Below are 19959 nucleotides of genomic sequence, written 5' to 3'. Positions count from 1 at the left end.
TGAGTGCTTTCAGAAAATGCGGTACTGGTTTGCCTTGTCGCGCAGGAATGCCAGGCCCTTGTCGAGAACCTCATCGGCGCTGGGCGCAACCGGCCGCCAGGTGGAAATCGCGCCGGCCATCTCCCTGGGCATCGCGGCGAAGCTTTCGAGCGTCAGCACACCCTTGAAGCCGATGGCGGCGAGCGCTGAAAACACCTCGTCCCAAGCAACATTGCCGCAACCCGGTGTGCCGCGGTCGCTTTCCGACATATGCATGTATTTCAGATGGTTGCGGGCGGCGATGATGCCATTGGCGATGCCCTTTTCCTCCATATTCATGTGGAAAGTATCGAGATGGATAAAGACGTTGTCGGCACCGATGCGCTCCACCAGCGCCACCGCCTGTTCGGCGGAATTGAGCAGATGGTTTTCGTAGCGGTTGACGGTTTCGATACCGAATTGCAGGCCGAGTGTTTTTGCGTGGTCGGCAGCGCTGGAGAGCGCCCTTGTCAGATTGTCATATTCGCCCTGTGTCGGCGGAAATCCGGTTCGCTCATTGGTGCCGCCATAGGTAACACCCGTCAGCGCTTCCGCGCCCATATCGGCGGCCTTGTCGAGCGCGGCATTCAGATGGTCGATTGCCGCATCGGGACGCGCGGACGCCCAGGCCGGCTCCGGCAGCACCAGCGAGCAGACGGCGCGCAAACCGTATTTCTCCAGCAGGGCGCGCGTGTGTTGTGCATCGACGGAGGGGATATCGGTAAGCGGAATCTCGATGAAATCCTGACCGTAATCCGCGGCAGCGGCGATGGACCGTCTGGCATTTTCGTGGTCCCAGTTCAGGGACCACATCATTGCGTGAACACCGAAGCCTTTCACGTCATACCTTCTTTCTGAGAGATGCGAAGTAGCTCGAAAACAGGCCGCGCGCCGCCATGACGACAATCATCAGCACGCCCCAGAGCGCCGTTGCCAGATGCTGGTTGGCCCCGAGAAGATTGAGGCCGGACGACAGCAGTTGCAGAACGATGAGCGCGACGAAGACCGGCAGCACCCGACCGAAACCGCCGAACGGATTGATGCCGCCGAGAAAGGCCGCCAGCACCGTGATCAGCAGGTAGGATTCCCCGTGGCCGACACGGACGGAGTTGAAACGGGCAAGCATGATGATGCCGGCAACCGCACACATCAGGCCCGAGAGCGTGTAGACGAGAACCTGAATCTTGCGCGTATTGAGGCCGGAATAACGCGCGGCTTCGATGTTCGAGCCGATCATCAACAGGCCGAAGCCGAGCTTGGTTCGCGTCAGCAGCACATGCCAGAGGCCGACGCAGACGGTGAAAATCAGAAGCGGGATCGGCAGACCGAGAAGTGTGCCGTGACCGAGCGGCGCCATATAGGTGGGGAAACCGGAAACGTCTCCGCCACGGGTGAGAAACTCGCCAAGGCCGCGCAGGAAAATCATCATCGACAGCGTCACCAGAATGGGGTGCGCACGGGTGTAGGCAATCGCCGCCCCTGTCATCGCGCCGGCAGCGCCGCCGGTGACAAGTGCGGCAAGGCAGGCGAACAGGAATGCGCTCGGCGGCGCATCCACCCCGCCATGGGCCTGCAGCACCCAGGCCGCGGCGAGACCCGACAGATTGGCGGCGAAGGTGACGGACAGATTGATGCCGCCCGTCAGCAGCGGCAGCAGCATCGCCAGTGTCAGCAGGCCAAGTTCCGGCAGCTGGAAGGCGACCGAACCGAATGTCGCGAGCGAGAGAAAGTTATCGGCAAAGGTTCCGAAAATGAGCATGACCGCGACGAAAGCAATCACCGGCCCAGCCATGTCGGCACCGAAAATCGCGTTGAATTTCCGAACGAGATTGTTCATCGCTGTGCGCTCCCCTTCTTTGCGGATGTCCGTAAGGCACTCGGCAAAAGCTTGTCGAAGCGGGTGGAAGAGAGCGTGATGGCGATGAGGATGATGGCACCGACGATCATCTTGAAGGCAAAGGGAGAAACGCCCATCAGGTTGAGGCCGTTCTGGGTGATCGACACCATCAGCACCCCGAGCACGCAGCCGATGACGGAGCCCTTGCCGCCGCCAAGCCGCGCACCGCCAAGCACGGTTGCGGCAAGAACATCCAGCTCGCGGCCATAAAGCGCGTTCGGCACCACCTCCTGCGCATAGTGCGCCTGCATGAGCCCGGCAATGCCCGCCATCAGACCGAGCCAGCCGAAGGAAATATAGTGCATGGCGCCGATGTTGATGCCGAAGCGGCGTGCGCCTTCCGGATTGTCACCGAATGCATAAAGTTTGCGGCCGACGGTGGTGCGGGAAATCATGAACCAGGTGGCAAAGCAGCAGAGGATCATGACCACGACGGGCAGTGTCAGCTCTACCCAGGAACCATCGGACATCTCGCGCTCGTAAAACACCACGCGCGTCGACAGCCATTCGGGCAGGTCGTAGATCGACACGCCCTTGGTGAAGAACATCAACAGCCCGAAGAAGATGTTGAAGGTGGAGATGGTCGCGACGATGGAAATGATGTTGAGCCGCCAGACGAGGAAGGCGTTGACGAAACCGAGACCAAGGCCAACCGCGCCGGCAATGATGAAACCTTCCGCCCAGTTGCCGCCACCCAGCGCATTGAGCGCCAGCACCGTGACATATTGAACGACGGAGGCGGCGACCGCGAAGGAGATGTCGATACCGCCCGAGATCAGCACCACGAGCAGGCCGACCGCGAAGATGATGTTGACCGCCGAGACATTCAGCACATCGAAGGCGTTGGAAATGGTGAGGAACCGGTCGGTGGCGAAGGACAGTCCCGTGCAGAGCAGCACCATGACCATAAGCAGCGTGAATTCGGTTGTATGTCCAAGGATGAGCCTACGCATAGATGGCGGACTCCAGTTCGGTCAGCGACAGGTGTCGCGGATCATAGGTGGCGTGGAACCGGCCTTCGACCATATGGATGACCCTGTCTGTATTGAAATAAACTTCCGGCGGCTCGTCGGAGATCACGATGATCGAAAGACCTTCTGCGGCGAGCTTGCGGACGATTTCGAAGATGCCGGCGCGGGCGCCGACATCGACCCCCACGGTCGGCGCATCGAGGATGAGGATTTTCGGCCCGATGGCCAGCCACTTGGCAATCGCCACGCGCTGCTGGTTGCCACCCGAGAGCGTGCGGATCGGATCTTCCGGCAGGCCGATCTTCACCCCGAGCGCCGAAATCCAGCGGGAAACGACATCGGCCTTTTTAGAGGGTGAGATGAGGCCGCCGCTCAGCAGCCGGTCGAGCGAAGCCATAACCAGATTGTCGGCAATGGACTGCGGCTGGTTGAGGCCAAGCGACAGCCGGTCTTCGGAAAGATAGGCGACGCCCGCCCGGATCGCATCTCGGTTGGAATGAAAATCCACCTTCTTGCCGTCAATCAGGATTTCACCCGATTGCGGCCGATGCATGCCGAACAGCGTCAAAGCCAGTTCCGTGCGGCCGGCTCCCAAGAGGCCGGTTATGCCAAGCGTTTCGCCCCGCCGCAGATCGAACGAAACATCCTCGAACTCGCCGGCCCGGCTCAGCCCGCGCACCGAGAGAACGGTGGGTTTGTCATCGTGATCGGCTGCAATGACGGCGCTATCGAAATTGCGGCCGGTCATCAGTTCGGTCACCCGTGACTGGGTCATGCCTTCGACGGGAAAGACACCGACAAGCGACCCGTCCCGCAAAACGGTTATGCGGTCTGAAATCTCAAGCACTTCCGCAAGGCGGTGCGAGACGAAGACGACCGCGACGCCGGAGGCCGACAGGTTGCGGACGATGTCGATCAGGTAATCCGTTTCCGACTGCGTGAGCGACGCGGTCGGTTCATCCATGAAAACGAGCCGCGCTTCCCCGACCAGCGCGCGGGCAATCGCCACGATCTGACGCTGGGCGATAGGCAGTTCCTTGAGCGGCTTATCAAGATCGATCTCGACGCCGAGCCGGGCCAGCGCCTTTTCGGCCGCCTGCTCGATGGCGCGCTTGTCGACCAGCCCGTATTTTCCATTCACCGCGTACTGGAAGCCGATATTCTCAGCCACCGTCATTTCATCGAAAAGCGCCAGATCCTGCCAGATCACCTGGATGCCAAGCGATTGCGCAAGCGTCGGGTTCATCGCGGTGATCTGCTTGCCGTCGAAATAAAGTTCGGCATCGCTTTCGGGCGTATAGACGCCTGTGATGACCTTGATCAGCGTGCTTTTACCGCAGCCGTTTTCGCCGGCAAGGCAATGCACTTCACCCGGATTGACCTCGAAAGAAACACCCTTCAGCGCGCGGACGCCGCCGAAGGTGACTTTGACATTTTTGAGGGCCAGGAGCGGTTCTGCGCTCATGATAACGTAAATCTCCTTCGCCGCGGCAGCATTGCAGACGTGGCGCTCGGCATGTTTTCCAGATGGGACGTCGCGCGAGTATCACACCTCGCGCGACGCCCTCGGCCTTGGGGAGGATCAGAGGCCCATGGAAACGAGCTTGTCGATGCTTTCCTTGTCGATCTTCAAAAGCTGGTCGACGACGATGGTGTTACCCTCGGGATTGATGGTGCCGAGACCTTCGATAGTGTCGCCGGCCTTGGGTGTCTCGCCCTTGGCGATACGATCCGCGAGGGTGATGAAGACTTCACCGGCTTGTTTCGGGTTCCACATGAAGCCGCCCGTCAGCGCGCCCGACTTGATGAGCTTGGCGCCCTGCCCCGGCGAGAACGGGCCGATGACGAAGACCTTGCCATCCTTGCGCCGCTCTTCGACGGCACGCCCGGCGCCGATCGGCCCCTGCGAACCGAAGGCGAGGAAACCGCTCAGGTCGGCATTGGCGGACATCAGGTCAAGCGCCGTCGAACGGCTCTTGTCGAGGTCCTCCGCCACGCCGTAGCGATCGCCGACGAGCTTCATGTCCGGATAATTGGCCTTGATGTAAGCGATGGCGGCATCAGCCCAGGCATTATGAAGCGGAACCGTAAGCGAACCGACGAAGACGGCATAGGAGCCCTTGCCGCCCATCTTTTCAGCCAAGAGCTTGCCATGCGCCTCGCCGAAACCCTTGGCGGATGCCAGTTCGAAATCCCAGTCGGCGCCGAGCTGCTTGGGCGATTCATGGGTGATGACCTTGATACCGGCGGCCTGAGCCTTTTTCAGCACCGGCTCCAGCACCTTCGCATCATTGGGCACAACACCGATGAAATCGACCTTCTGGGCGATCAGGTCTTCGATGGCGCGGACCTGCAGGGCGGGATCGGCGCTGGTCGGGCCGACCATGAAACCGTCAACGCCGAGCTTCTTGCTCTGCTCCTTGATGCCGGCCTCCATGGCGTTGAACCACGGAATGCCGCCGATCTTGACGACGACGCCCACCTTCGGCCCTTCGGCAAAGGCGGCGGACGAGAGCAACGCGAGCGACAGGCCGACCGCTGCAGCAATAATTTTCTTCATGATGTTCCTCCTCAAAAAATTAGGCAAACGAAACCAGCCGCAGCCATTTTTCATCTGGCGCGTTCAAAATTTCTCATCTCGCTTATTCGAGACTCTCCCTTGCCACTCCCACAGCAACCATCTTGCACAATCGATATTGCCAAGTTGCACAATCGATGGTGCAATAACCATAACATGAAGCGCCCTTCCGTCAAGGGGATGTGTGCTCTAATAATCGGAATCAGTTGGGGAGATCGCAGTGACGGGTATAAGTTCCAAGAAAGCCACCATTTATGACTTGTCGATATTGTCGGGCGCATCAGCCTCGACAGTGAGCGCGGTGTTGAACGGATCGTGGCGCAAACGGCGGATTTCGGAGGAGACTGCCGATAAGATTCTCTCGCTCGCCAAGGCGCATCGCTATACAACCAACCTGCAGGCCCGCGGTCTGAGAAGTTCGAAATCCGGTCTCGTCGGGCTTCTGGTGCCCATTTATGACAACCGGTTCTTTTCATCGATGGCGCAGACATTCGAAGGGCAGGCACGCAAACGCGGCCTGTCGCCCATGGTGGTCTCCGGACGGCGCGATCCCGAGGAAGAACGCCGCACCGTGGAGACCCTGATCGCCTATTCCATCGATGCCCTCTTCATTGCAGGCGCGACCGATCCCGACGGCGTGCACCAGGTCTGCGCCCGCGCAGCACTGCCGCATGTCAATATCGACCTTCCCGGCAAATTCGTACCCTCGGTCATTTCCGATAACAGGCACGGTGCGGAGATACTGACATCGGCGATCCTTGCCCATGCGGAAAAAGGCGGGCCTCTCGGCCCTGACGACGTCATCCTGTTCGGCGGTCATGACGACCACGCCAGCCGCGAGCGTATCGACGGCTTCCACGCCGCCAAGGCCGCTTATTTCGGGGCGGAGAGCGGAGACGATATCGAGATCACCGGCTATTCACCGCATATGACGGAGCTGGCATTCGAACGCTTCTTCGAGCGCAGGGGCCGCCTGCCCCGCTGTTTCTTCGTCAATTCATCGATAAATTTCGAAGGCCTGCTGCGTTTCATGGGGCGTCATGATGGCGAGGCCTTCGGCGACATCGTTGTCGGCTGCTTCGACTACGACCCGTTCGGGTCATTCCTTCCCTTCCCGGTCTATATGATTAAACCCGATATCGCGCAGATGCTCGAAAAGGGTTTCGAACTGCTGGAAGAGAACCGGACCGAGCCGGAAGTCACTATCATCGAACCGAAGCTCATTCCCCCGCGAACCGCTCTCGAAGGCCCGCTCGACGACATATGGGACCCGGTTGCATTGCGTCGCATGGCGAAGTGAACGCGCGAAATCCCGCTTGACCTCAACCGCGCTTGAGGTCGTACCGATTGCATGGTGCTTCACCATCGCAACGGGAAAATGATGATCGAAAAACTCATGAGGATGCTGGAAGACGGACGGGACAGTCCGCTCCTGCGCTTTTCAATCGCAAAGACGCTCAAGGCGGCCGGGCAGTTCGAAGTTGCCGCGCTTCATCTCCAGGAGGCCATCCGGCAGGATCCCGACTATTCCGCGGTTTGGGCCGAACTCGGCGAATGTCGCGCACGGCTGGGAGATGACGACGGCGCCATTGCGGCATGGTTGGAAGGCATCGCGGTGGCCGTCAGGCGTGGCGACATTCAGGCAAAGAGGCAGATGGAGGTCCGGCTGCGACGTTTGCGGTCACGCACCCTGAAAGGCGTCCGTTGACGAGAGCCTCAACGCCTATCGTCAGAGAGGTCCGGCCCGCCTCCATGAAACGGGCCGGGCATTTTTACGGCTGCGGCTTATCGGATCGCCAGAACCGATAAAGCTCGGCGACATTGCCGCTGGTCATAAGCGGCATTGCCGCTTTCAGCCGTGCCGCCGGCCAATCCCACCATTTCATCTCGAGCAGCATGGCGATGCTGTCGTCATCGAACCGCTTGCGGATCGTTTTTGCGGGGTTGCCGCCGACGATGGCATAGGGTTCGACATTCTTCGTCACCAGCGCCCGCGTTCCGACCACGGCGCCATCGCCGACCGTGATGCCGGGCATGATGATCGCTTCCGAGCCTATCCAGACATCGTTGCCGATGACGGTATCGCCCGCCGGCAGATAACCGTTGCCGGCATTCTCGAATTCCGGCACCTCCGGCATGAAGAAGAACGGGAAGGTGCTGATCCACTCGTTGCGATGGCCCTGATTGCCGGCCATGATGAAGGCGGCGCCCGAACCGATCGAGCAGAAGCTTCCGATCACCAGCCTGTCCGCGCCTTCATCCGGCAGCAGATAACGGGCGCAATCCTCAAAACTGTGGCCGCGATAATAGCCGGAATAATAGCTGTATTTCCCGACCACGAGGTTCGGGTTCCTGACCTGCTTGTCAAGCGTGATGCCCCGGAACGGGCTTTCGAAGTAATTTTCCATTGGAGTAATCTCACTGCATATGTTCGCATTCGCTTGCCTTCAGACAAGCCGACGCCGAGCGCCAAGCCTGTCGGCTTTTCGCTCGATGCTCCTCGCGCTGCGGCGGGAGCTAGATGCAGGTGATACTCGATGCTTTTATCATTCAGTCTGGTTACCGCAAAAAGAGGCGAAGGCCAAGCCGAGACATGTCGCCAGTCTCCAATGGTCGGGTCGGAGCACCGCCACCCATAAAAAACAGCGGGGATTTCTCCCCGCTGTCCACGTTCATTCGGCGTTTTCAGTGCATCGCCATCGCGGAGCCTGTAGCCCACGCACCGCGATAATCACGATCTCAGTAATGCACCGACTGGGAATCGATCGGCGTCGTCTTCGGCGGAGCGAACTTCGTCAGGTCGATGCCCTCGACGGCGGAACGATACTCCTCGATGCTCGGCGTACGTCCGAGAATGGCGGACAGCACCACGACCGGTGTCGAGGCCAGAAGCGATTCACCTTTCTTTTCGGCACTGTCTTCAACGACACGGCCCTGGAAGAGACGCGTCGAGGTTGCCAGAACCGTGTCACCCTTCGCCGCCTTTTCCTGGTTGCCCATGCACAGGTTGCAGCCCGGGCGCTCCAGATAGAGGATGTTTTCGTATTCGGTCCGGTTCGTTGTCTTCGGATTGATATCATCGAATTCGAAGCCGGAATATTTCTGTAGGATTTCCCAATCCCCTTCCGCCTTCAGCTCGTCGATGATGTTGTAGGTCGGCGCGGCAACGACGAGCGGAGCCTTGAATTCGACCTTGCCTTCGGTCTTTTCGATGTTGCGCAACATCTGCGCGACGATCTTCACGTCGCCCTTGTGCACCATGCACGAGCCCACGAAGCCGAGATCGACCTTCTTGGTAGCGCCATAATAGGAAACCGGACGGATCGTATCGTGCGTGTAGCGTCGCGAAACGTCGTTGTTGTTGACGTCTGGATCGGCGATCATCGGTTCGTTGATGACATCGAGATCGACGACGACTTCAGCGAAATATTTCGCATTCGCGTCAGGCTTCAATGCTGGAACTTCACCGGAACGGATTTCCGCAATGCGCTGATCCGCCTTCGCAATCAGGCCTTTAAGCGCCTGTGCGGCATTGTCCATGCCCTTGTCGATCATGATCTGGATGCGCGACTTGGCGATCTCCAGCGACTCGATCAGCGTTTCGTCTTCGGAAATGCAGATCGACGCCTTGGCCTTCATTTCGGCCGTCCAGTCGGTGAAGGTGAAAGCCTGGTCGGCAAGCAGCGTTCCGAGATGGACTTCGATGATACGGCCCTGGAACACGTTGTCGCCGTGCTGCTGCAGCATCTGCGCCTGCGTCGCGTGCACAACGTCGCGGAAGTCCATGTAGGGCTGCATCGTTCCCTTGAAGGTGACCTTGACCGACTGCGGGATCGGCATGGTCGCCTCGCCCGTGGCGAGCGCAAGCGCGACGGTTCCGGAGTCCGCACCGAAGGCGACGCCCTTGGACATGCGGGTGTGGCTGTCGCCGCCGATGATGATTGCCCGGTCATCAACGGTGATGTCGTTCAGCACCTTGTGGATCACGTCTGTCATAGAGTGATAGACGCCCTTCGGATCACGGCCGGTGATGACGCCGAAATTGTGCATGAAGGCCATGAGCTTCGGCGTGTTGGCCTGAGCCTTCTTGTCCCAGACGGACGCCGTGTGGCAGCCGGACTGATAGGCGCCGTCCACCAGCGGCGAAATGACGGTCGCCGCCATCGCTTCCAGTTCCTGCGCGGTCATCAGACCGGTCGTATCCTGCGAGCCGACGATGTTGACCTTGACGCGAACGTCGGAGCCGGCGTGCAACACCTTGCCAGGCGTCACGCCAACGGCGTTGCGGTTAAAAATCTTCTCGACGGCCGTGAGGCCCTGGCCTTCGATCGAAATTTCCTTGTTCGGTGCAAAGACAGGGGTCGCCTCGACGCCAAGCGTTTCAGCGGCAAAAGTCTGGAGCTTCTTGCCAAAGACGATGGCGTAAGAGCTGCCCGCCTTCATGAATTCCATCTTCTGGGGCGTGAAGGACGAAGCGAGGTCGACCAGCTCGGTGCCGTTTTCGTCCCGCAGCTTGCGATTCTTGGCGTCGATCTTGAGGACCGTGCCGGTCTCGACCGAATATTTCTGCTCGAGGATGGGGTTGCCGTCATTGTTGAGGATCGGCTTGCCGTCTTCACCGAGCTTCTTCACCCAGTTCTTCAGATTGACGCCGATGCCACCCGTCACGTCGACGGTGGTGGCGAAAATGGGCGAAATGCCGTTGGTGCCCGCAACGATGGGGGCATAGTTGACGAAGGGCACGTAGGGGCTGGCCTGCTTGCCGGTCCACAGCGCCACGTTATTGACGCCCGACATGCGCGAGGAGCCAACGCCCATCGTGCCCTTTTCGGCGATCATCATCACCCGCTTGTCGGGATGCTGCTTCTGCAGCGCGACGATTTGCGCCTGCGCTTCCGGCGAGATCATACACTGGCCGTGCAGCTGGCGGTCGGAGCGCGAATGCGCCTGATTGCCGGGAGACAGGAGGTCGGTGGAAATATCGCCTTCGGCGGCGATGAAGGTGACGATCTTGATCTCGTCTTCGACATCCGGAAGCTTGGTGAAGAATTCGGCCTTGGCGTAGCTTTCCAGCACGGCCTTGGCGATGGCGTTGCCGGCCTTGTAGGCATCCCGCAGGCGGAACATGTCGGCATCGTAAAGGAAGACCTGGGTCTTCAGCACTTCACCCGCCTTGGAGGCGATTTCAGCATCGTTGCCGAGCGCGATGTCGAGCAGCACCTTGATCGACGGGCCGCCCTTCATGTGCGACAGCAGTTCCAGCGCGAAGGTCGGGGTGATCTCAGGGATGATGACGTCGCCGAGGATGATCTGCTTCAGAAACGCAGCCTTCACGCCGGCGGCGCTCGTGGTTCCCGGCAATGTGTTATAGATGAAAAACTTCAGGGCATCGGCGCGGTGTTCGCTACCTGCATCCTTGATCAGTTCGATGATTTCGGCGGTCAACGCACCGTCATCGATCGGCTTGGGCGCGAGACCCTGTGGTTCTCTGCTTTTGATTTCAGCCAGGTAATCCAAGTAAAGGTTCATCGCAATCCCAACGTCATGATGTCTATGGAGCCGAACGCAGCGTCACCGAACGGTACTGTTGATCGGCCCGGGTTTCTATCGATTTCGAGTACGCCAACCGGGGCCGGCTGACAAGATGTCGCATTTCAGTAAAAAACTCGTAGACGGGATTTAGCGTCGATCCTGTGCTTTGCAACCACGTCGCGACACTTTTGATTGTGGCGCGTACTGCATTTCAGCCAGTGGTTTTTCAGGCCTCCCCCATTAAGGATTTATTAACCAAATCGGCGCGAGTATTAGATTATTCTAATTACCCGTTATTGGAGTAATTCCATGTTGCGCATCGGAAAATCAGCAGCGCAGCAGCTTGGGGAGGCAGCATGAAGTTTGCAGCATCAGGCTATTTATTATCATTTGCGGCACTGGTCCTTACACCGGCATCGGGCGTCGCGCAGGTCGCCACGACGAATTTCAACGTCCAGATCACCATTCAGGCGGCGTGCCAGATCAATTCCGCCGGCAACCTCAATTTCGGCACCAATGGTGTGATCGGCAGCAATATCGATGCGACCAGCAATATTGTCGTTCAATGCACGGCCAGCACACCCTTCAGCCTGGGTCTCAGCGCCGGTGCCGGCTCGGGGGCGACGGTCGCCAACCGTCTGATGACATCGCCTGCGGGCGCGACCATTTCCTACTCGCTTTATACGACTGCGGCACATAGCACGGTGTGGGGGAACACCGTGGGAACGGACCGGCAAACGGGAACCGGAACCGGGGCGCCGCAGACATTCACGGTCTATGGGCGCGTTCCTGCCCAGACGACACCCGCGGTCGGCGTCTATACCGATACGGTGACGGCCACGCTCAACTACTGATCGCCACAGGGAGGATCGCGCATGCGTGTTTTTACCTTAGCGGCTGCGTTTTTTGCCGGTTTGAGTGTTTCACCTTCACAGTCTGCATCGCTACGGGTCGCACCCGTGCTTCTGGATCTCAAAGCGCCCACGGCGGCCTCCAGCCTCCGCATCTGGAACGATGCGAAAACCCCGATCAACGTTCAGGTCAGGATATTCCGCTGGACCCAGCAGAACGGGCAGGACGTCTATACGGCAGCGCAGGACGTCGTCGCCAGCCCGCCGATGACGCAGCTGAAGGGAGGCGCCGAAAACCTTATCCGCATCGTCCGCCTTTCCAAGACGCCGCTCAGGGCCGAAGAGAGTTACCGCGTCATCGTCGACGAATTGCCGCCGGCGGGAAGACCGCAATCCGGCACGGTCAATCTGGTGGTGCGCCACTCCATACCCGTTTTCTTCTCACCCGCCTCCACAGGCGACGCAGAACCTGCGTGGAAGATAACGCCGCAGGGCAATGGCTACCGGGTCTCGGTGTCCAATACGGGCGCAAAGCGCATAAGGATCGCCAACCTGATGCTTTCCGGTAGCAACGGGCAGGCGCTTGCCCGGCAGCAGGGGCTGGTGGGATATGTGCTTGGCGGATCCGCCGCAAGCTTTGTGGTTCCGGCAACGGGCGGCAAAAAAGGCGGCGGCACGCTGAAGATTTCGGCAGACAGCGAAGGCGGCCCCGTCAATGCGACGGCGCGCGTCTCGGGCGGCTGATCTCGCCGTTTTGACGATTGCCGCTCTGACGGTCATTTCATCGGGCAATTTCTCCGTGGCGCAGGATATACCCCCTGCGGCGCAACCGGCCTCTTTTGCCGCAAAAGAAGCGGGACAGTTGCAGCTCGAAGTCTACATCAACGATGTTTCGACAGAACTGATCGCCACATTTCGTCAAAACGACGCCGGATCGTTTCTCATCGAGCCGGAACAGCTGACCAATATCGGGATTTCCCCGGTTGAAAGCGCTGCCGGCGATGATGGCTGGATCGATATTTCCCGGCTGCCGGATGTTGTGGCGCGCTACGATGAAGGCACCCAGTCCATGCATTTCACCCTGCCGATGGCGGCGCGGGCGAACAGGGTGATCGACGCCTCCGGCAAGATTGCGCAGAAGCAGGACGAAGAGACCCGGGAAAAGGCCACAAGCGATTTTGGAGGTCTGGTGAATTACACGATCTACGGTTCTTCCGGCGGCAACAAATGGTCGGATATCGCCGATTTCAACGGCGTCTCGGCCCTTTTGGAAAGCAGGGCCTTCGGTCCGCTCGGCGTGCTCTCCTCATCGCAGGTTCTGAGCACATCGCGCCTGTCGGAGTTCGATACGCAGCGTCTCGATACCACCTGGAGCTATTCGGACGAGGACACGCTGACGAGCTATCGGGCCGGCGATCTCATCACCGGCGGGCTGAGCTGGACACGCCCGACACGGTTGGGCGGCCTGCAGATACGCCGCAATTTCGACCTGCGTCCGGATATCGTCACCATGCCGATGCCGGAATTTGCCGGTTCCGCTGCCGTGCCCTCCACCGTCGACGTCTACGTCAACAATGTCCGCCGCCTGTCGCAGGATGTTCCCGAAGGGCCGTTCTCGATCACCAATCTCCCTGTCATCAGCGGCGCGGGCAATGCGCGGCTGGTGGTGCGGGATGCGCTTGGGCGCGAAACCGTGTCCGAAACGCCCTTTTATGCTTCACCGGATCTGCTGGCGCAGGGCCTCATCGATTTTTCGGCCGAGCTTGGCTTTGCCCGGCGCAATTACGGAACCTCGTCATTCGATTACGATGACAGGCCGCTGGGGTCTGCGACGCTGCGTTATGGCGTGTCGGACAGTCTGACGCTGGAAGGCCATGCGGAAGGCGGCGAGAATTTCTACAATATCGGCTTTGGCGGCGTCTTCACCCTTGGAGCGCAGGGATTGGCGGCGGTTTCGGGCGCATCGAGCCGCTTTGGCGCGGAAAGCGGTTATCAGCTCTCCGCAAGCGTCGAAGCGGAATTGCTGGGGGTAAAATTTCACGCACGGTCACAAAGGACATTCGGCGATTATCACGATATGGCCTCTGTCTCCGCCGACCTGTCCGATATCCGCACGGCATCCGGGCTGCTGAGCGCGCGGCCGCCGCGTGCCCTCGACCAGATTTCCGTTTCCACCCAGCTCGGTTTCGATGAGACCAGCCTCAATTTCTCCTATACGGAACTCGAAACATTCGATGAAAGACGATCACGGCTGCTCGGCCTTTCCGCCACGCGGCCGTTCGGCGAGAACGGCAATATTTTCATCACCGCCTACAAGGACCTCGAGGACAACAAATCCTACGGCATCTTCGCGGGCCTCTCCTGGTCGTTCGGCGGCGGCGTCTCCGGCTCGGCCGGCATGTCGTCGGATGCGGATGGATATTCGCTGACGGCCGAGGTCGGCAAATCCGAAGAGCAGGCCGAGGGAAGTTATGGCTGGCGTTTGCGCGGCTCGACCGGCGGCAACGACATCGCCTCCGTTTCCGGCAGCTACCGCGGCAGCGCCGCGCGCGTTTCGGCCGGCGTCGACCAATTCAACCGCACAACACAGGCCTATGCGCAGATCGAAGGATCGATAGCGCTCGCCGGCGGCGATGTCTTTGTCGGCAACCGGATCGATGACGCTTTCGCCGTGGTGGATGCGGGCGCGCCCGGTGTCGATATCCTTTTGGAAAACCGCCCCATCGGCCAGACCAACCGCCGCGGCAAGATATTGCTTCCGAACCTGCGCTCCTATGACGTCAACAACATCACGCTCGATCCGAGCAATCTTCCGGTCGACGCCCGCATCGACCGGACGAAACAGACGGTCAGGCCGACGCAACAGGCCGGCGCGGTGGTCAATTTCAAGGTGGAAACCGAGGGTCAGGTGGCGCTGGTGACGCTGAAAGACGAGAGCGGCGAATTCATCGAAACCGGATCGACCGGCAAAATCGACGGCAAGCGCGATTTCATCGTCGGTTATGACGGACAGGCCTATCTCGACAATATCAGCAAGACGCATCGGCTCCGCATCATGCAGCCGACGAAGGGCGAATGCGAAGCCCAGATCACCGTGCCTTCCGCCGGCAATTCACGCGCAACTTTCGAAACCCTATGCAGGAGCATTCCATGAAGGTCCTGACCCGCACCGCCCTTGCCATCGCCGCTCTCCTCCCGGCTTCACCGGCACTGGCGCAAAGCTGCACCTTCAGCATGTCGGATATGAATTTCGGTTTCGTCAATCTTGCAAGCGGCAGCGCCGTGGACACGACGGCGACATTGTCAGTCACCTGCTCCAATCCCCTGTCGCTGGCGCTTTCCATCCGCATCTGCCCCAACATCAATGCCGGAAGCGGCGGGCAGTCGGGCGGCATCCGTCGCATGCTTCAGGGCAGCAACATCCTCAATTATCAGCTTTACCAGAACTCGGCGCGGACAACCTCATGGGGATCGGTCACGCAGCCCGCACTCGGCTCGCCTCCGCCAATCGATATGGCACTGCCGCTCCTGATCAACACCACGAGCCGCACGGTCTATGGCCGGATCAACGCCGGTCAGGCCTCGGCAGCGCGCGGCCTTTATCTTTCCAGCTTCGCCGGCGCGGAAACGAGCTTCACCTATACGACCTTTACCCTGCTTGCACCGAGCTGCTCTTCCGTGACCCAGAACCCCACGCAGGTGCCGTTCAACGTGTCGGCCGCCGTGGCGCCCACCTGCATCATCTCGGCCCAGAACATCGATTTCGGCAGTCACGGGGTGCTGAACACGGCAGTCAATGCGACCGGAGCGATCAATCTGACCTGCACCACCAATCTGAGCTACAGTGTGGCGCTCAATGGCGGCCTGAGCAACAGCCCGCCCGCCACGCGCCAGATGGTGCAGGCGGGTGGTTCGATAACCTATGGTCTCTACCGCGATGTGAACCGCACGTATGTCTGGGGAAGTGCGGCGGGCGAAATAGCCACCGGCACCGGAACGGGCAGCCTGCAGACATTGACAGTCTATGGCCGCGTCCCGGCGCAGAACACGCCAGCGCCGGGAAACTACTCCGATACGGTCGTCGTGACGGTGAACTACTGAGCGCCTGAACGCATCTCTGACTTCCCAAGTTCCAGCCGCCTTTCGATGCCAATGGCGGCGAGGAAAGCCTCATCGTGGCTGACCGCCAGCAAGGCGCCGTCATAGGCCTGAAGGCCAGCCTCCACGGCCGCGATGGAATCGATATCCAGATGGTTGGTCGGCTCGTCGAGGATCAGCAATTGCGGAGGCTGCGGGCCTCCCAGAACACAGGCGAGACCGGCCCTGAGCATCTGCCCGCCCGAGAGCGTTGAAACGATCTGCAAGGCGGCATCGGCACGAAACATGAAGCGCGCAAGCGCGGAGCGGCAGGCATTCTCCCCGGCCTTAGGGTTAAGCCGAAGGAAGTTGTCGCGGATGGACAGGCTCGCGTCGAGCAGGCTGACCTGCTGGTCGAGAAACACAGCCTTCACCCCGATATGCACCGCGCCTTCGAATGGCGGCAATTCCCCGGTGATCACCGAAAGCAGCGTCGTTTTTCCCGATCCGTTCGGACCGGTGACGGCAACCCGTTGCGGTCCGATGATCTCGAAGGACAGATCGCGAAGCACGGGGTGTTCGGCCTGATATCCCGCAGTCAGATTTTGCAGGCTGAGCACGGTTTTTGTCGCGTGCAGCCCGCTGGGCGGCAATGTGACACTGACGCCCTGCAGGATTTCGATCCGCTCGCGCGCCGTCTTCAGGTCTTCGGTCGCCTCGGCTGTCAGGCGGCTGGCCAGATTGGCATTGTCGCCGCTCGTCTTTTCGGCACGCCTTTTCATCGCACCGACAAGGATACGGGGCATGTCTCCCCTCGCCGCTTTTGCAGCACCCCTGCTATCACGGCGAGCCTTGCGCTCCAAGGCTTCCTGCGACCGGCGCTTGACATCCGACAGACGTTTTTCCGCATTCGCGAAGTCCTGTTCGGCGGCGGCAAGTTCCAGCGCTTTTTGTGCGCGATAGTGGCTCCAGTTGCCGCCGTAGCGGGTGGCGCCGAGCGTGGTCATTTCCACAATTGCATCGAGGGTTTCGAGAAGCTCCCGATCATGGCTGACGACGATCGCTCCGCCGCGCCAGCCCGCCAGAAAATCGGCAACGAAAATGCGTCCGTCCCGGTCGAGATTGTTGGTCGGTTCGTCGAGGATCAGGAAATCCGGCGCGGCATGAATTTGAGCCGCAAGTGCGGCCCGCGTGCGCTGGCCGCCGGATAGCGCCGAAAGCGGCGTGGAGGGCAAGGCGTCCAGCCCGACCTGCGCGAGCGCTCCGGCAATTTTCTCCTCCAGCATCCAGTCGATGTCTTCAAGCTCTTCCAGAGTGGCCGTTCCCGCCTGCGCACGGGCAAGCGCCTCCAGCGCATCGCGCGCTTCGAACAGGTCGGCGACGGTCTCGTCGGACACGACCTGCACGCTCTGGCGCAGCAGATTGACGCTGCCCGAGACGGACACCGTGCCCGCGGACGGCGACAGTTCGCCGGCGATCAGTTTCAGAAGCGTTGTCTTGCCGACACCGTTGCGCCCGACGAGGCCGGTGCGTTCAGGTCCGAAGCGAAGATTGATGTCGGAAAAGAGCGGATGACCGTCAGGTGTCGACCACGAGAGGTCCGAGAGAGTGATGGAATGCGGCATGGATATGGGTTCCCCTGATGACAAGGCGTTGCGGCTTTGTGATCGGGTGGAAATCCATGGTTCACCGTCCTGTTGGTGTTGCGCAGAACACCCACTTACGCGAAAAAAGCGGCGTGTTCGTGGCGCGGGGTCAATGTTCGGGAAGGGAACGCCGGGAGGATACCCCCGGCGTTTGGTTTTTTCAGGCCACCAGGCCCTTGGTCAGCTCCAGCGCCTGCCGTTCGAACAGCCGGCGGTAGATGCCGTCATTGAGGCGGATCAGCGCCTGATGATCACCCTCTTCGACAATCCTGCCCTTGTCGAAGACAAGCAGCCGGTCCAGCGCCCGGACAGTGGAGAGCCGATGGGCGATGACGAGTGTGGTGCGGCCGACCATCAGCCGTTCCATCGCCTGCTGGATCTGCACTTCGCTTTCGCTGTCGAGGCTGGAAGTGGCCTCGTCCAGTATCAGCACCGGCGCATCCGCAAGGAATGCACGGGCGATGGCGACACGCTGACGCTCACCGCCGGACAGCTTGACACCGCGTTCGCCCACCATCGTCTCATAACCCTTGGGAAGGGACATGATGAAATCATGGGCGCTGGCCTGTTTCGCCGCCTGCTCGATCTGACGCCGCGTGGCGTCCGGCCGGCCGTAAGCGATGTTTTCCGCCAGCGTGCGGTGGAACAGGATGGGCTCCTGCTGCACGATGGCGATCTGGCCGCGCAGGCTCGATTGCGTGACGCCTGCGATATTCTGGCCGTCGATGCGGATCGCGCCCGACTTGATGTCGTAAAGCCGCTGGATGAGCTTGACGAAGGTTGTCTTGCCCGAACCGGAATGGCCGACCAGACCCACCCGTTCACCCGCCTTGATGGTGACCGAAAAGTCATCGTAAAGCGGCGTGGGATGCGCGCCATACTGGAAGGTAACGTGATCGAAGACGATCTCGCCCTTTCCAATTTTGATAGGCCCCGCATCCGGCCTGTCCTCGATGCCGAGCGGCATCTTGTCCAGCAGCACCAGCTCTTCCATGTCGTTGACGGCGCGTTGCAGGTTGCGGATATCCTGCCCCACATCGCGCAGATAACCCTGCAGCACGAAGAACATCGCAAGCACGAAGGTAATGTCGCCCGGCGTCGCCAGCCCCTTTTGCCACATGATGAGGCCCGTACCCAGAATGCCGGCCTGCATGGAGACCATCATGAAGCTTTGGATCGTGCCGTTCAGCGTGCCACGCTTCCATGTCCTGCGCGTGCGGTTGTCCCACTTCACCAGCACATGGCCCAGCCGCGTTTCTTCGCGGGTCTCGGCACCGAAGGCCTTGACCACCGAATTGCAGCTGATGGCATCCGCCAGCGCGCCGCCAAGTCTGGTATCCCAGGCATTGGCAAGCCTTGCCGCCGGCGACACATATCCCATGGAAAGGCCGACCGTAACGCCGATATAGATCAGCGATCCGAGACCGACGATCAGGCCCATGACCGGCCAGTAGCTGCCGAGCACGATGGTGGCGCCCACCAGCATGACGATGGATGGCAAAAGCGCGACGAGCAGCAGGTCGTTCAGCGAATCCAGCGCCCACATGCCGCGCGTGATCTTGCGGACCGTGGAGCCGGCGAAGCTGTTCGCATGCCAGTCGGTGGAGAAGCGCTGCACCTTGTGGAAGCCGTTATTGGCGACATCCGCCATGATTTTCAACGTCAACCGGATGATGCCGTTGAATATGAACCAGCGCAGCACAACGCTCACCAGCCCCAGCGCCACCACAATGACGAAGGCGCGCAGCGCCTTGTCTGCCCCGTTGCCACCGGCAATGGCATCGACGATCTGGCCGGAAAAGACCGGCACCATCACTTCGGCCAGCGTGCTGGCAATCACCAGAACGATGATGAAACCCACCAGCGCCGGCCGATGACGCCAATGGTTGAAAACAAAGCCGAGCACATGTCGATAGGCATCGGCGCGGAAATCGAGCTTCTTGCGAGTCATTTTTACCAGCCCAGCGCCATGTAATCGGCGACCGGTCCTCAAAACGGAAGTTGGATGGCACAGCCCGGGCGGGAGACGAAGTGATCCCGTCAGATCAATCGGGCTATGGGGGAAGTAAAACCGCATGTCGGGCGCGCGATGGCGGGCCGCTAATGGATATGACCTAGTGTCGGGTCATTCCCTGCGGGAGGGTTTCGAAGAATGCTGGTGTCATGCAACGCCTCCCTTTGTTCGATCTGACGCGGTAGTGAGATTTGTAACTCAGCCGTTGGAGCTTGCCAAGCGGGTTTTTGCAACCGGCTGGTGAGTGATGCGGAATGGCCACACCGGTTGGGTGCGTCACTATGAATCGCGGCCGATGCGACAACGGCATCGGCCACGATTTCGTCAGGTCGTTATTTCCGTCCGCAACCGGCAGGATGTGTGGCGGAAAATGAG

At 60.2% G+C, this 19959-nt stretch carries 15 protein-coding genes; 6 read left to right on the top strand and 9 right to left on the bottom strand.

Annotation, left to right across the window (positions count from 1 at the left end):
- Positions 1 to 9: 9 nt before the first annotated feature.
- From ACQZ40_RS19180 to ACQZ40_RS19160, 5 genes are all read right to left on the bottom strand, one after another.
- Positions 10 to 858 carry a sugar phosphate isomerase/epimerase family protein gene (locus ACQZ40_RS19180; RefSeq protein WP_448748476.1) on the bottom strand — a complete coding sequence of 283 codons (849 nt, stop codon included), beginning with the start codon at positions 856 to 858 and terminating at the stop codon, positions 10 to 12.
- Between the two features lies 1 nt (position 859).
- Positions 860 to 1855 (bottom strand): ABC transporter permease, encoded by a 996-nt coding sequence (locus tag ACQZ40_RS19175; RefSeq protein WP_338808911.1) that lies wholly within the window; start codon positions 1853 to 1855, stop codon positions 860 to 862.
- A complete protein-coding gene (locus ACQZ40_RS19170) occupies positions 1852 to 2868 on the bottom strand; it encodes an ABC transporter permease (protein WP_448735698.1) in 1017 nt (338 codons plus the stop codon). The genes ACQZ40_RS19175 and ACQZ40_RS19170 overlap by 4 nt, the downstream gene beginning before the upstream one ends.
- Positions 2861 to 4351 (bottom strand): sugar ABC transporter ATP-binding protein, encoded by a 1491-nt coding sequence (locus tag ACQZ40_RS19165; RefSeq protein WP_448735697.1) that lies wholly within the window; start codon positions 4349 to 4351, stop codon positions 2861 to 2863. Before ACQZ40_RS19165 ends, ACQZ40_RS19170 begins: the two co-directional genes overlap by 8 nt.
- A 117-nt stretch (positions 4352 to 4468) precedes the next feature.
- Positions 4469 to 5446 carry a substrate-binding domain-containing protein gene (locus ACQZ40_RS19160; protein WP_125146247.1) on the bottom strand — a complete coding sequence of 326 codons (978 nt, stop codon included), beginning with the start codon at positions 5444 to 5446 and terminating at the stop codon, positions 4469 to 4471.
- 238 nt (positions 5447 to 5684) lie between these two features.
- Here ACQZ40_RS19160 and ACQZ40_RS19155 point away from each other — a divergent pair, with 238 nt between their 5' ends.
- Positions 5685 to 6764: a LacI family DNA-binding transcriptional regulator gene (locus ACQZ40_RS19155; RefSeq protein WP_065657731.1), complete on the top strand. Its 1080-nt coding sequence runs from the start codon at positions 5685 to 5687 to the stop codon at positions 6762 to 6764.
- Positions 6765 to 6845: 81 nt separating this feature from the next.
- Complete coding sequence (locus ACQZ40_RS19150; RefSeq protein WP_448748475.1) at positions 6846 to 7172, top strand: tetratricopeptide repeat protein; 327 nt, start codon at positions 6846 to 6848, stop codon at positions 7170 to 7172.
- Between the two features lie 64 nt (positions 7173 to 7236).
- On the opposite strand, the gene catB is transcribed toward ACQZ40_RS19150, so the two are convergent.
- Together catB and ACQZ40_RS19140 are read right to left on the bottom strand one after the other, a co-directional pair.
- Positions 7237 to 7872 carry a type B chloramphenicol O-acetyltransferase gene (catB, locus tag ACQZ40_RS19145; RefSeq protein WP_448748474.1) on the bottom strand — a complete coding sequence of 212 codons (636 nt, stop codon included), beginning with the start codon at positions 7870 to 7872 and terminating at the stop codon, positions 7237 to 7239.
- Between the two features lie 331 nt (positions 7873 to 8203).
- Positions 8204 to 10993 (bottom strand): bifunctional aconitate hydratase 2/2-methylisocitrate dehydratase, encoded by a 2790-nt coding sequence (locus ACQZ40_RS19140; RefSeq protein WP_448748473.1) that lies wholly within the window; start codon positions 10991 to 10993, stop codon positions 8204 to 8206.
- A gap of 359 nt (positions 10994 to 11352) precedes the next feature.
- On the opposite strand from ACQZ40_RS19140, the gene ACQZ40_RS19135 reads away from it, so the two are divergent.
- Genes ACQZ40_RS19135 through ACQZ40_RS19120 form a run of 4 tightly spaced genes read left to right on the top strand, consistent with a single transcriptional unit; the run spans position 11353 to position 15948 of the window.
- Positions 11353 to 11850 (top strand): Csu type fimbrial protein, encoded by a 498-nt coding sequence (locus tag ACQZ40_RS19135; RefSeq protein WP_065657727.1) that lies wholly within the window; start codon positions 11353 to 11355, stop codon positions 11848 to 11850.
- 21 nt (positions 11851 to 11871) lie between these two features.
- Positions 11872 to 12591: a fimbrial biogenesis chaperone gene (locus ACQZ40_RS19130; protein WP_448748472.1), complete on the top strand. Its 720-nt coding sequence runs from the start codon at positions 11872 to 11874 to the stop codon at positions 12589 to 12591.
- Entirely contained in the window at positions 12563 to 15001 is a 2439-nt protein-coding gene (locus ACQZ40_RS19125; RefSeq protein ID WP_448748471.1) for a fimbria/pilus outer membrane usher protein, read from the top strand. The genes ACQZ40_RS19130 and ACQZ40_RS19125 overlap by 29 nt, the downstream gene beginning before the upstream one ends.
- Positions 14998 to 15948: a Csu type fimbrial protein gene (locus tag ACQZ40_RS19120; RefSeq protein WP_080858222.1), complete on the top strand. Its 951-nt coding sequence runs from the start codon at positions 14998 to 15000 to the stop codon at positions 15946 to 15948. The genes ACQZ40_RS19125 and ACQZ40_RS19120 overlap by 4 nt, the downstream gene beginning before the upstream one ends.
- Here ACQZ40_RS19120 and ACQZ40_RS19115 read toward each other — a convergent pair.
- Positions 15942 to 17549, bottom strand: coding sequence for an ABC-F family ATP-binding cassette domain-containing protein (locus ACQZ40_RS19115; protein WP_080858077.1), 1608 nt, complete (start codon positions 17547 to 17549; stop codon positions 15942 to 15944). The two genes, ACQZ40_RS19120 and ACQZ40_RS19115, sit on opposite strands and share 7 nt — an antisense overlap.
- Positions 17550 to 17730: 181 nt before the next feature.
- A complete protein-coding gene (locus tag ACQZ40_RS19110; protein WP_080858076.1) occupies positions 17731 to 19521 on the bottom strand; it encodes an ABC transporter ATP-binding protein in 1791 nt (596 codons plus the stop codon).
- Between the last annotated feature and the right edge of the window lie 438 nt (positions 19522 to 19959).

The sequence above is a fragment of the Agrobacterium sp. 16-172Ci genome, from assembly GCF_053522725.1.
Note: the sequence above shows the minus strand (reverse complement) of the source record. Positions and strands in the feature narration are given on the sequence as shown.